The organism is Chryseobacterium sp. 22532 (assembly GCF_052044665.1).
Classification (GTDB): Bacteria; Bacteroidota; Bacteroidia; order Flavobacteriales; family Weeksellaceae; genus Chryseobacterium; species Chryseobacterium lathyri.
On sequence record NZ_JBQENJ010000001.1, the window covers coordinates 776,833 to 789,219 of the forward strand.

Consider the following 12,387-nt stretch of genomic DNA (forward strand, 5'->3'; position numbering starts at 1 on the left):
AAATTCTACATTGTATGAAAAAACATTTATTCCCTCTTTTCCTGCTTGTGTTTGGTGCTAATGTCCAGGCGCAGCAGGACTTTTTTGCTATTGCCGGAAAAGATACTTCCAGCATAGTTTTCAGTGATTTCCGTGCGATGGATGCGGTAAGCGGTGCCTCCGGAGAAAAATTGTTTTCGGCGGATACTGCGGTAAACGTATTTTCTCAGGAAAGAAAAGGTCAGGTATCTGAGGATAAGAATTCCTACAGCCACTCCCAGGCAGTTACCATGGCGGCTCTGGCTTATGATCCTTTGAACAATAATTTGGTGTATATGCCGATGTTTTCGTCAAATATTTATGTTTTGAATGCCAAGACTAAAGAAATTACTTTGGTAGAAAATACCGTGGCAAGAGTAACTTCCTGTGATATCAATTCCCACATCACAAGAATGACTACAGGATATGACGGAAATATTTATGCTCTTAATAACGCAGGAACACAGCTGCTTCAGATCAGCAGAAAAGGAAGTCAGTATACAGTCAGTGACCTTGGGATTATTAAGGATGATGCTTCCAATGGGAAAAATTCATTTACGGCTATTGAAACGGGTTTCGGAGGTGACATGATTGCAGATGCTGAAAATAATTTTTATGTTTTTTCAGCTTCAGGAAATGTTTTTAAGGTAATTACAAAAGAATTGAAAGCCAAATTTGTAGGTAAAATATCCGGTATTCCTGAAAATTATTCAGTGAATGGATCTGCTGTCAATGCTAAAGGAAAAGTAATTATTGCAAGTGCCAAAGGAGACAGTTTATATGAAGTAGATTTGTTAACCCTGCAAGCGAAGGTTCTTTCCGGTAGAGAAAAACCTCATATTTATGATCTTGCAAGCAGATATTTTGCCAATGACAGAACTTCTTCGGTAAATACATTAGCTAATATTGATATCTACCCGACCAGAGTAGATGAACACTTTATCAACATTAGTGTAAATGATAAAGCTGTAAAAGGAAATTTAAAACTTAGTGTTTTTGATCTTTCCGGGAAAAATGTAACGGAACAGAATCTATCTGTAAAAGATGGCTCGCTCAATCAGCAGGTTTATCTCAAAAATTTAGTCAATGGAGCTTATATTGTAAGCATTACAAATGAATCCGGTAAAGTAATATTAAGTAAAAAAATTATTGTTACAGAATAAAAGCTTAGATAATTGATATAATTCCATTTAACTCTAATAAAATATAAAGCCTTTTCAAGTTATTTTGGAAAGGTTTTTTAATGATTATTTGATCTTCAATAAGTTTTGTTTTTCGATATTAAAATGTATTTTTATAAAAAAAATATAGATGAAGCTATACTTTAATGTAGGATATAATGCAAAGGCAGGACAGAGTTTACTGCTCCTGATTGTGGATGAGGAAGGAGCTGTTGTCCAGACTCATGCCCTGTTTTATGCAGAAAACGGCATCTGGAAATGTGAAGTGGATTATTTTTCAAAATCAGTCTCATATAAATATCAGCTTACAGATGAAAAAGGCAATATTCTTAGAGAAGAATTTGTGCTGCACCATCTTAATTTCCCGCATAACTACAAAGAGTTTATTATTTTCGATGAATGGAATAATAAAAATTTCCCCGAGAACTATTTGAACAATAAAATCCTTTATAATAAGCTTAATCAGTTTGTTCCCGAAAAAGCTGCAGTTTTAAAAAAGCATACCCATTTATTCAGAATTGAAGCACCTGTTTACAATCCCGACTGGGAAATTGCCCTTTTCGGAAGTACAGCTTCTCTGGGGAACTGGAATTATGATAAAGCGATCCGTCTTTCACAGACAGATTTTGGAGTTTGGGAAGCTTCCGTTGAAATTCCTGAGAATGAATTTATCCAATTTAAATATTGTCTCTATAGCAAAAAAGAAGGAAAAATTATTGATGTCGAAACCGGTGAAAATAGATTTACGGTTGCTAATCAGTTGAAAGATGTGCTGCAGATTGTTTCCAATCATTATTTTAAATTCAAGTCTTACCAGATGTATCATGATGCTGGTGTGGCAGTTCCTGTGTTTTCTTTAAGAAGTGAGAACGGTTTTGGAGTAGGAGAATTTTCCGATCTTAAAAAGCTGGCCGACTGGACTAAGGAAACCAATCTGGGTATTATCCAGATCCTTCCGATAAATGATACTACTGCCAATTATTCCTGGACGGATTCTTATCCTTATGCAGCAGTTTCTGTCTATGCTTTACATCCGCAGTATATTTGCCTGGAAAATCTTGATTTTGCTTTACCGGAAGAATTAGTCTCTGAATATCAGTCTGAAAAAGAGGCATTGAATGCTCTTGACCTGATTGATTATGAAAAAATGATCGCAGGAAAATGGAAGTTTTTAAAAGCAGTTTTCAATGCAGGAAAAGAGAAAATTTATAAGGACAGGAACTTTAAAAAATTTATAAAAGACAACGATTACTGGCTGACTCCTTATGCCGCATTCTGTGTACTCAGGGATAAATATAAAACTCCGAACTTCAACGACTGGAAAACCCATAAAAAATATATTGCAGGAAAAATTTCACAGTTTTTCACCACAAAAAGCAAAGATTATGATGCTTCCATGCTTCATGCCTGGGTGCAGTACCAGCTTCATTTACAACTGAAAGATGCTGTAGATTACATCCACAGCTTAGGAGTATCCTTGAAAGGAGATCTTCCGATCGGTATTTACAGACATTCTGTGGAAGCATGGACAGAACCTGAGCTTTTCGGAATGGATTTCCAGGCCGGAGCACCGCCGGATCAGTTTACAGAGCTGGGTCAGAACTGGGAATTCCCAACATACAACTGGGAAGCTATGAAGGAAGATGATTACCGCTGGTGGAAAAACAGGTTTAAAGCACTTGAGCAGTATTTCGATGCTATGAGAATTGATCATATCTTAGGATTTTTCAGAATCTGGAGGATGCCAATTTCTGCTACACAAGGGATTTTAGGCTACTTTTATCCTGCGGTTCCTGTTGTTCTGGATGAATTTAAAGCAAGGCATATTCCTTTTGATTTCAACAGATACTGTAAGCCTTTCATCAATGAAAGAATTTTGTGGGAATATTTCGGGGAAGACAGCAGTAAAGTTTTTGAATTTATTAACAGCAATAATGACGGAACATACTCCTTCAAAGAAGAATTTGATACCCAGAGAAAGCTGGCAGAATTTTTCAAAAAGAACCCAAAAGGCTCTGTAGAAGAAAAACTTATCTCTTTATGTGCCAATGTTTTGTTCCTTACTGAAGAAAGGAATGGCGAAACAGTATATCATCCAAGATTTAATGTGTTTAATACCCACTCCTATAAATATCTTTCAGAATGGGAAAGGAAGGCGATTTATGAGCTGTACCATGATTATTTCTTCAGAAGACAGGATCACCTATGGTACGAGAAAGCGATGGAGAAACTGCCGGTTATTCTTAATGCAACGAAAATGCTGATCTGTGGCGAAGACCTGGGAATGGTTCCTGCCTGCGTGCCTGTTGTAATGGATGAGCTGGCGATCATTGCTTTAAAAGTACAGCGAATGCCGTCAGACAATATTCCGTTTTACAATCCTAAAAAAGCTGATTATATGAATGTGGTAACGGCTTCCTCACATGACAGCTCAACGCTGAGACAATGGTGGAAGGAAGATCCTGCACTAACACAGAAATATTTTAATCAACAATTGGTGCAGTATGGAAAAGCTCCGGACGAAATGGATTCTCATCTTGCAGAAATCATTATGAAACAGCATCTTTACACTGATGCGATGCTTGCTGTTTTCCCAATCCAGGAATTTCTTGCAACGGAACCTGAGCTGACCAATCAGAACATGGATAATGAGAGGATTAATAACCCGGCAGTTTTCCCACATTACTGGCGCTACAGGATGCATTTAAAGCTCGAGGACTTAAAAGGTAAAAAATATTTCAATGAAAAAATAGCCTATTGGATAAAAGATAGTGGAAGATTATAAATTTAACATTTGATTATCAATTAGTTAAAAGTAAATTAAAAGAAGTTTCATCTTAGGATTTAACTTCTTTTTTTTATTTATATCCAAAAGATAGAATAGAGATATTCTGCTATATACTAACCAATTAACGATTAGAGATGAAAAAAATACTTTTGGGATTTGCTTTGGGACTGGCAGCTTTGTCTTCCGCCCAGCAGTATCCAAATAACGGATGGGGAGATGACGGATATTATCAGAATGGAGATGGCTATTATAATGATGAGGATGACAGAAATTATTTCCCGGACGATTATTACTATAACTATCCTCAGGATTATTATCCAAGCGATTATTACCAGGGATACTATAATGACTACAGAAACAGTGTTGTAAATATCAACTGGAATGTATTCTTCAGAGATAACAGATTGAACCGATGGCAGATTGATCAGATCTTAAGTCTTAATAACCTGTATGTGAATTTTTCTACATGGAATAATTTTTACAGATACAATCCTGACAGATGGTATTATGACAGATTCTATGCATTGGAAAGAATTTTAGGGCCAAGAGTATTTGTTGTTTTCCAAAACAATTATTACCGTGGAGCAAGCCCGATTGTTTACTTCCAGAATTACAGAAGAACCTATTATGCACCGAGATATGCAGTAATGCCGAGATACAGGAATGTAAACATCAATGTGTACAGAGTAGATAGAGCGAAGTTCCGAAGAATGGACAACCCTACTTTTAATGTAATCAGAAGCAGCAGATCTGATAATGGATTCAGAGGATCCAGAGATAATAATTCCGGTGGTTTCCGTAAGCAGGCTGATCAGAACAACGGTTTCCGCAATGAAAATAATGGGGTAAGAAATAACGGAGGATTCAGAGGGAATTCAGAAAATAACGGAACACGTGGAGGATTTGGAAATAATGGTGGTAACGGAGGTTTCAGAGGAAATAATGAACCGAACAGGGAAAGGGCTCCGCAAAGAGAAAATAACAGTGGAGGATTTGGAAATAATGGTGGTAACAGAGGCTTCAGAGGAAATAATGAAGCGAACAGGGAAAGAACTCCACAAAGAGAAAATAATAGTGGAGGGTTTAGAGGAAACAGTGGAGGTTCCAGATCTGAAAATTCACCGAGACCACAGAACGACCGCGGCAGTGAAAACAGAGGGGGTGGTTTCAGAGGCAGACTGGTAAACAGATAAAATAATAATTTTCATATATTATATTTAAGTGGTGTGAAGGGCAGATTTTAGGATCTGTCCTTTTTTTATTATTTTAATATTAAAAATTAACATTTTTTATGAATATTTCGGTTTAACTTATCTTTTGACTAATAATCAAAAAGATGTATAACAATTAATTAAATATTTTTTAAGATGAAAAAATTAGTTTTAGCAATAGCATTTATTGGAATAGGAGGTTTTGCAATGGCACAACAGACCACAACGACTCCGCAGGACAAACAGGCAAGAAGAGCAGAGATGCAGCAAAAAATGCAGCAAAAGCATCAGGAGCACCTTGATCAGATGCAGAAAGATCTTAACCTGAACGCGTCTCAGGTTGCGCAGATTAAAAGCCTTCATGAAAAAAGAAAGTCTGAAATGAAAGCTGACTTTGATAAAAATAAAGAAGCAAGACAGGCTAAAATGGAAGACATGAAAGCCAAAAGAGCTCAGATGGATGCTGATATGAAAAAAATCCTGACTCCTGATCAGTATGATAAATGGCAGGCCGACAGAAAAGCTAAAATGGAGCAGAGAAAGGTGGCAATGAAGGACAGAAAAATGATGAGAAAGCCTATGAATACTGCGGTTCAGGAAGCAAAATAACAGTTCATAATTTTGATTTTTTAATGTATGAAGGACGGGTTTTCTCTCGTCCTTTTTGTATTAATTTTCATTAAAACCTTTGATTTCGGGCTTTTATTCCTTATTTTTGACTATAAATTTATACTTATGATCAGCGAAAAAATTGCAACGTTAATTAACGAACAGATAGCTCACGAACAATATGCTGCACAATATTATCTTTCAATGTCTGCCTGGTTTTCAGGAAAAGATCTTGACGGGATTGCGAATTACTTCAGAGTTCAGAGCAAAGAAGAATTGATGCATGCAGATAAAATGTTTGATTTTTTAAATGACGTAGGAGGGGAGATTATCATCGGAGAGATTGCAAAACCTCCACATGAATTCGAAAACGCTACTGATATTTTCGAAAAAGCATTGGAACACGAGAAAAAAGTAACCAGAAGTATTTTCAACATTGTGAAAAATGCTAATGATGAAGGAGATTTTGCAACAACTTCTTTCCTACAGTGGTTCATTAATGAGCAGGTAGAAGAAGAGGCTAGCGCTTCACAGTATGTTACAAAAATCAAGATGGTGTGCGATAATCCATCCGCATTATATCTTTTTGATCAGGAATTGTCTCAGAGAGTTTTTGTACCGGCTACAACAGCCTAAGCAAATTATATGGTAAAACTCGCCCCGCCGTTCGGAGAACGGCGGGGCGAGTTATTTTCATTATCAGGTTATCCACAAAATATCTGGAGATGTGCTTTCGATTGTGAATAATATTATTTTTTTAATTTATTATATTCTATTGTTAATCAGTGTATTGATGCCTTGTTTTTAAACTTATCAACATCCTGGTGTGGAAAACTTTGTGGAAAAGATAATACAGATTCCTGCTATAGGTAAATCAACTGTGTCTTTAGTACTTTTCTTCCCAGACTTTCCAGAATGCGTTTATAATTCTCAATTTGCTGCTGATTCTTTTCCGTTTCTTCACCCGTTTTGAAATCTACAATTACATAGCCTTCTTCACTCTTCAGGATACGATCAGGCCTGAAAATATGGCTTTGTCCTCTTTCTGAGATCATAATATCTTTTTCATTGATCACTTCCCATTTCTCGTCAAAAAATTCAGCATATTTTCGGATGATCTGAACTAAAGTTTCCTGGATCTCATTTTTCTCTTCCACTGTGATCTGTCCGTCCAGAACATAGCTTTCCAGGACTTTGGCTGTATCTTTCTCCGTATTGATTTTCGAAAGTAATTCATGGACAAAAAGCCCGATCCTTACCTTTTCGTTCCGCACCTGGTAATTTTTGGAGGGAGTCGCAATCTTGATGGATGCTCTGTTTTCATTGATATTTTTAAGGTTCTGAATATCCTTGGTCTTAAATAATGATGTTTTATCTTTAGAATACTTTTTCAGCATTTCCGGATGTACTTCATACAGATCGAATTCATCAGATTCTTCCGTATTTTTTCCGTTGAAAAATTCCAGCAGCTCAAGATTATTGGATGTTTTATTCGCTTTCTGAAGATAGAAAAACAGCTGTTCAACAGGACGGGTAGTCGCTACATACTGGAGACATAATCTGTCAATAAGGTTTTTGTAAGAATTTTTCTTATTAAATGCCTCTATTTCTTCATCATAAACCTCAAGGTTTTTGCTGAACTGATTGATGTTGACTGATTTCAAAGCATCATCGTTATTGGCGTCAAACCAGTTAGTGAATTCATTGTCCCTGTTTTTATTCATCATCGGGATAAATACAATCGGGAATTCCAGTCCTTTCGATTTATGAATGGTCATGATCTGCACAGCATCAATATTTTCCGAAGCCTGGATTGTATAAGCAGAAGCCTCTTCATCCCAGTATTTCAAAAATTCTTTCGTGCTGGCTCCGGCATTCTGTGTAAAGTTGAAAAGCATTTCAAGGAAATTCAGAAGAAAATCTGTTTCCTTGTTTTCCACAGCAAATTCATTGATGTAATATTCCACAAAATTATACAGATTGAACCTCGGAAAGTTGTCCTGTTTGAGCTTCAGGGAATAAGTATTCTGAATAAACTGAAGAATTTCCTCATGCGTTTCTATCTCCAGGATTTTGTTCATTTCCAATGTGAAATCTGCCATATGAATTCTTCCCAAAGCATTCAGATAATACATCATCATGATCAGATTGGGCTTGTTCTTAGGGTTGATTTCCCACCGAAGAAATTCAATAACAGCCTTTAAGGTATTGGAAAGTTCCAGTGTCAGGCCTTTATCAGAAATTGTTTTAATATTCGTTTCTTCCCCATGGTAGTTCACTTTCAGATTTCCCAGTTTTTGAGAATAGCTGAAAATATCAAAATTACCGCGGCATAAGATTGTAATGTCAGAAAACTTAAAGCCATTATCCAGGCTTTCCTGAATGTCCTTCCGCATTCTTTCAGAAGTATCATTATAAAAATCCTCATTCGTAAGATTTTCGATCAGGCTGACTTTTACACGGCCTTCAATCTGGGATTTCGAGCTTTGTTCAGCATCTTCCCCGAAAATATTCCGATGTTCCTCCTCCAGACCTTCCGAATGATACCGGTACAGCTCATTATTGAACTGTACAATATTTTTAGCACTTCGCCAGTTGTCCTTTAAAACAAGAAGAGCTGCTTCCTTTGGCGAAAATTCTTTTTTGTTGATAATATCCAGCATCAGCTTACTTTCTCCACCCCGGAACCTATAGATACTCTGTTTAGGATCTCCTACAAGCGTAAAAGAAGTATTTTCTGTAGAAACACTGTGATCACGTAACGGAATAAAATTCTGCCACTGCAGTTCCGAAGTATCCTGAAATTCATCAAAGAAATAATGTTGAAACTGTGATCCTACCTTTTCATAAATAAAGGCCGATGGCTCATTCTTAAGATTTTCATTGATCAGAATATTGAATTTTGAAAGCAGAACAAGATCATTTTCTTCCTCAATTTTTTTTAATTCATCCTGAATGTCTTTATTCACTTTTAACGGAAGAAGGGCAGATAGAATCTTTTCCTTCTTTTGGGTTTCAATATATAAAAGGATCAGCTGCATTCTGTTGTCAAGAAGCTGGTCCAGAATCTCGAAGATCTCAGGTTCCTTATTTTTGGATTTCGAAGAAGCGCCCTTCCTGTAATTGTTGACTACAGATTCTTCCTGCGTTGTGGGAAATGGAAATCCCGGTCTTTTCTGATTGTAAAAATCCTGAACCTTAGTGAAAAATCCACCGATCCCGTTTTTTCCCTGTGCAAAATCTTCTATATCAATATTTCTGGACCGGAAAATCTCAATAGATTGGGCCGCAAGCTCGGCGGACCGTTTTTTATTCTGGACGATTTCTTTTCTGAGCGTATTTTTTATATTCTCGTAATTCGTGTCATCAAAGCTTTTGTTGCTTTTCAGATGTTCATAGTGAATATCCTTTACAAACTCTTTTGCAGAATCATAAAGATTTTTATTAAGATTGATCCTTTCATTATTTTCCAGACTGTAATCCACATAATCCATGAAAGAATTGGAAATATTTTCATTCTCACCGATTTGGTCCAGCATTTTATCTACAGCTTCGATCAGAAACGGTTCAGCTTCAATTTCAAGATTAAAGTTTTTGGCTAAACCCAATTCGTAGGAAAAGCTTCTTACCAGTCTTGAATTAAAACGGTCAATTGTTCCGATGTTCAGCGTTGAATAATTGTGAAGCACATAATCCAGCAGTTTCTTGGAACGGTTATGGAGCTCGTCAATCGTAATTTTCAGTCCATCAGCTTCAAATGCTTTCTGAATGTTTTTCAGGTCACTGTTTTGTGCAAAATTATCCGCTGAAAACTTTCCCAGCCAGGATAAAATTCTTTCCTTCATCTCATTGGCCGCTTTATTGGTAAAAGTAAGCGCGAGAATATTCCGGATCGACTGCTGTTGATTGGGGTAGCGGAGACAGATCATCAGAAGCCTCTGGACAAGGGCATATGTTTTCCCCGACCCGGCTGAAGCATTGATCACTGTATAAGAATTTTGCATTGCTGAATTTAGAATTGAGACTGCAAGTTAGCTAATTTTTAAGTGAAATTTTAACAATTCAGAGTGGCGATTTAACAGTTTCTCAAGCAAAAATCAAAAAGAAATCCTAAAACACGTTAACTGTGGTTAAACTTACCATTTAATTTAAAAATAATTTTAGATTTGCTCTATAAAAAACTGTCCGTGAAATTTAAACTACTCTTTTTTCTTACTACTCTTTTTTTCATAAACACCCATGCCCAAAATTATATTTTTGGAAAAGTAGTTTCTGAAGATAGTTCAGAAATCCCGGATGTAACTGTAATTAATATCAGGACTGATGAAAGAACGGTTACGAACCGGGACGGACACTTTATGGTTTCCGGAAGAGCAGGGGATGAACTTCGCTTTGTAAAGGCAGGCTACGAACGCCTCGTTAAAAAAGTTTCCAAGGAAAATATAGAATCTCCCATTAATATCACTTTAGAAAGAGCCACCATATTGATTCCCGAAGTAGAAATCAAGCAGGGAATTACCGGTGATCTTAAAATAGATGCAAAAAACCTGAACAGACCTAAAAAAGTTGAAAAGCTAATCAAAGATATTGACGGGTATATTGCACGGAAATCAGACCCAAGAATACTGGCAGCGAAACCCGGAGAATTTGTACAGCCAAAAGGGCAGGGATTTTCTATTGGGAAAGTGAAAAACAAATGGGATGATATTGATCTTGGCAGTTATCTGAAAACAGCTCTTGGTGAGGAATACTTCACGGATTTAAAAATTGAAAAGTCTCAGATAGATCATTTTATAAGCTATGTTCTGGCCGGTGGCTTTGAAAGGAAAGCTATCCTGAAATATGGTTTCTGCAGTGATGCTGATCTTTATAGATTTCAACGTTTTGTACTGACGAGAATTTTCTCTTTCCGCGCTCCACAGACTCAAAGATAAACATAGATGAGAACTTATATTAAACAAAGCCTTTACGTAATTCCTTTTTTTGTTTCGGCAGAATATTTTTCCCAGCAGCAGATAACCGGAACAGTGACAGATAACAGCAAAAAAAATATAAACCCGGTTTTAATTATCAATGTTTCCAACAGGAAAAGCACATTGAGTGATACTTCGGGGAACTTTACGATAGAAGCATCGGAAAATGATGAACTTAGATTTGTAAAAGAAGGATATTACCGTTTTGATAAAAAGATGAGGAAGGAAGATTTCAGTTCTCCTTTAATAATAAGCCTTGACAAAACTGAAATAGAAATCCCTGAAGTAAAGATCACATATAAACCTACGGGTAATCTGGAAAGAGACAACAGGCATCTTAATGAATCCAGAAAAGTGGTGTCTTTAAGATCAGAGTTGGATGAGTATATGAAAAGCCCACTGAATGAAGCTTTACCGGATAATACGGTTTCAAAAACCTTTAAACCTGATTATAATGCCGGACAGGTAAGTATTTTAGGAGTTTTGGATGCTGCTGTAGGTTTGTTCAAAAAAGCGACAGAACTTAAAATTACCAAAGCCAATTATACAGAAACACAGGATTTTATCAAAAGAGTAAAGGAAGAAATAGACTTACAGTTTCTGAGAAAATATGGCATGGATGAAGATCAGATAGATTATTTTTTAATCTATGCTAATGATACCCGGATGATGGCAAAAAAATACAGGAAAAACTTTAAGGCAGATATTGTAGAGTATGAATTAAAAGTAGCCTTTGCAGAATACAGAAAAACCCATAAACTGGACAGTATTTAATCTTAACGAATAAGAGCATGAGCTTTGCAGGTGGAAATATTGGCATTAATGACTGGAGAAAAGTTTCATTTCTTCTTGTATTCATGTTTAATAATTTCTTCTCACAGCAGACAGTTACGGGCCGTATTACCGATGATAGTGGCGAAAACCTAAGTTCAGTGATTATTATCAACATGTCTAATGACCAAAAAACCTATTCCAATTCTATGGGGCAGTTCTCTATTGAAGCTAATCCAAATGATGAGTTGAGATTTGTAAAAGCAGATTTCAGGAGGGTTTCTGCTACAGTTCCCGCTAATGGTTTCAGTTCTCAGCTTTTGGTTGTTCTGATTCCGATCCCAAAAGAAATTGAAGAAGTAAAGGTAGTTAAAAAACCGACCGGAGATCTTGAGACGGATTCAAGGCTGGCCTCAAAAGTAGATAAAGGTGAGATGGTACGCCAGGCAGTAGGCTTACCCCAACCCGTCGGGAAAATGAGGGAAAAGCCGGCAGAAGTGAAGCAGGTGCTTATTCCGATACTTTTAGGGAGCCTGGATGTACAGGGAGCTTATGATTTGATAAGCGGAAAAGCAAGGCGCCAGAAAAGACAATACAGGTATGATGATCTGCAGGAACATATTGCATGGGTAAGAAACAGAGTGGATAATGAATACTTTACCCAGGCGGGAATCCCGGAAGAAAGAATTTCAGAGTTTATACAGTATTCCTTTGAGGCTAAACCCCAGGTGCGCACTTATGTAAAAGCAAAAAATTTATCCGGAGTGTTATTGAGAATGGAAGAAACCATGCCTGTTTACCTTGAAAGATTGAAACAGAAAAAAATACAGCAATAA

9 protein-coding genes are annotated in these 12,387 nt (G+C 36.7%); 8 read left to right on the forward strand and 1 reads right to left on the reverse strand.

Features of this window, described 5'->3' with window-relative positions; translation table 11 throughout:
* Positions 1 to 14 precede the first annotated feature (14 nt).
* From ACTJIV_RS03690 to ACTJIV_RS03710, 5 genes are all read left to right on the forward strand, one after another.
* Positions 15 to 1,181 carry a T9SS type A sorting domain-containing protein gene (locus ACTJIV_RS03690; RefSeq protein WP_440625669.1) on the forward strand — a complete coding sequence of 389 codons (1,167 nt, stop codon included), beginning with the start codon at positions 15 to 17 and terminating at the stop codon, positions 1,179 to 1,181.
* Positions 1,182 to 1,329: 148 nt separating this feature from the next.
* Positions 1,330 to 3,984: a 4-alpha-glucanotransferase gene (locus ACTJIV_RS03695; protein ID WP_440625671.1), complete on the forward strand. Its 2,655-nt coding sequence runs from the start codon at positions 1,330 to 1,332 to the stop codon at positions 3,982 to 3,984.
* A 137-nt stretch (positions 3,985 to 4,121) separates the two neighbouring features.
* Positions 4,122 to 5,180 carry a hypothetical protein gene (locus tag ACTJIV_RS03700; RefSeq protein ID WP_111957222.1) on the forward strand — a complete coding sequence of 353 codons (1,059 nt, stop codon included), beginning with the start codon at positions 4,122 to 4,124 and terminating at the stop codon, positions 5,178 to 5,180.
* A 174-nt stretch (positions 5,181 to 5,354) separates the two neighbouring features.
* Positions 5,355 to 5,807 carry a hypothetical protein gene (locus ACTJIV_RS03705; protein ID WP_223558273.1) on the forward strand — a complete coding sequence of 151 codons (453 nt, stop codon included), beginning with the start codon at positions 5,355 to 5,357 and terminating at the stop codon, positions 5,805 to 5,807.
* A gap of 126 nt (positions 5,808 to 5,933) precedes the next feature.
* A complete protein-coding gene (locus tag ACTJIV_RS03710) occupies positions 5,934 to 6,443 on the forward strand; it encodes a ferritin (protein WP_223558274.1) in 510 nt (169 codons plus the stop codon).
* A 227-nt stretch (positions 6,444 to 6,670) separates the two neighbouring features.
* Here the strand turns inward: ACTJIV_RS03710 and ACTJIV_RS03715 are convergent, their stop codons facing one another.
* On the reverse strand, positions 6,671 to 9,826 hold the full coding sequence (locus ACTJIV_RS03715) for a UvrD-helicase domain-containing protein (protein ID WP_440625804.1): 3,156 nt from the start codon (positions 9,824 to 9,826) through the stop codon (positions 6,671 to 6,673).
* A gap of 168 nt (positions 9,827 to 9,994) precedes the next feature.
* Here ACTJIV_RS03715 and ACTJIV_RS03720 point away from each other — a divergent pair, with 168 nt between their 5' ends.
* From ACTJIV_RS03720 to ACTJIV_RS03730, 3 genes are read left to right on the forward strand one after another with little or no spacing between them, the layout of a single operon-like run.
* On the forward strand, positions 9,995 to 10,741 hold the full coding sequence (locus ACTJIV_RS03720) for a carboxypeptidase-like regulatory domain-containing protein (RefSeq protein WP_440625674.1): 747 nt from the start codon (positions 9,995 to 9,997) through the stop codon (positions 10,739 to 10,741).
* A 6-nt stretch (positions 10,742 to 10,747) separates the two neighbouring features.
* A complete protein-coding gene (locus ACTJIV_RS03725) occupies positions 10,748 to 11,554 on the forward strand; it encodes a hypothetical protein (protein WP_440625676.1) in 807 nt (268 codons plus the stop codon).
* A gap of 17 nt (positions 11,555 to 11,571) precedes the next feature.
* A complete protein-coding gene (locus ACTJIV_RS03730) occupies positions 11,572 to 12,387 on the forward strand; it encodes a carboxypeptidase regulatory-like domain-containing protein (RefSeq protein ID WP_111957237.1) in 816 nt (271 codons plus the stop codon).

What these genes read in the sequence shown, in the direction of transcription:
- ACTJIV_RS03690 (WP_440625669.1), top strand. Translation starts at nt 15, where the DNA reads ATGAAAAAACATTTATTCCCTCTTTTCCTGCTTGTGTTTGGTGCTAAT.
- ACTJIV_RS03695 (WP_440625671.1), top strand. Translation starts at nt 1,330, where the DNA reads ATGAAGCTATACTTTAATGTAGGATATAATGCAAAGGCAGGACAGAGT.
- ACTJIV_RS03700 (WP_111957222.1), top strand. Translation starts at nt 4,122, where the DNA reads ATGAAAAAAATACTTTTGGGATTTGCTTTGGGACTGGCAGCTTTGTCT.
- ACTJIV_RS03705 (WP_223558273.1), top strand. Translation starts at nt 5,355, where the DNA reads ATGAAAAAATTAGTTTTAGCAATAGCATTTATTGGAATAGGAGGTTTT.
- ACTJIV_RS03710 (WP_223558274.1), top strand. Translation starts at nt 5,934, where the DNA reads ATGATCAGCGAAAAAATTGCAACGTTAATTAACGAACAGATAGCTCAC.
- ACTJIV_RS03725 (WP_440625676.1), top strand. Translation starts at nt 10,748, where the DNA reads ATGAGAACTTATATTAAACAAAGCCTTTACGTAATTCCTTTTTTTGTT.
- ACTJIV_RS03730 (WP_111957237.1), top strand. Translation starts at nt 11,572, where the DNA reads ATGAGCTTTGCAGGTGGAAATATTGGCATTAATGACTGGAGAAAAGTT.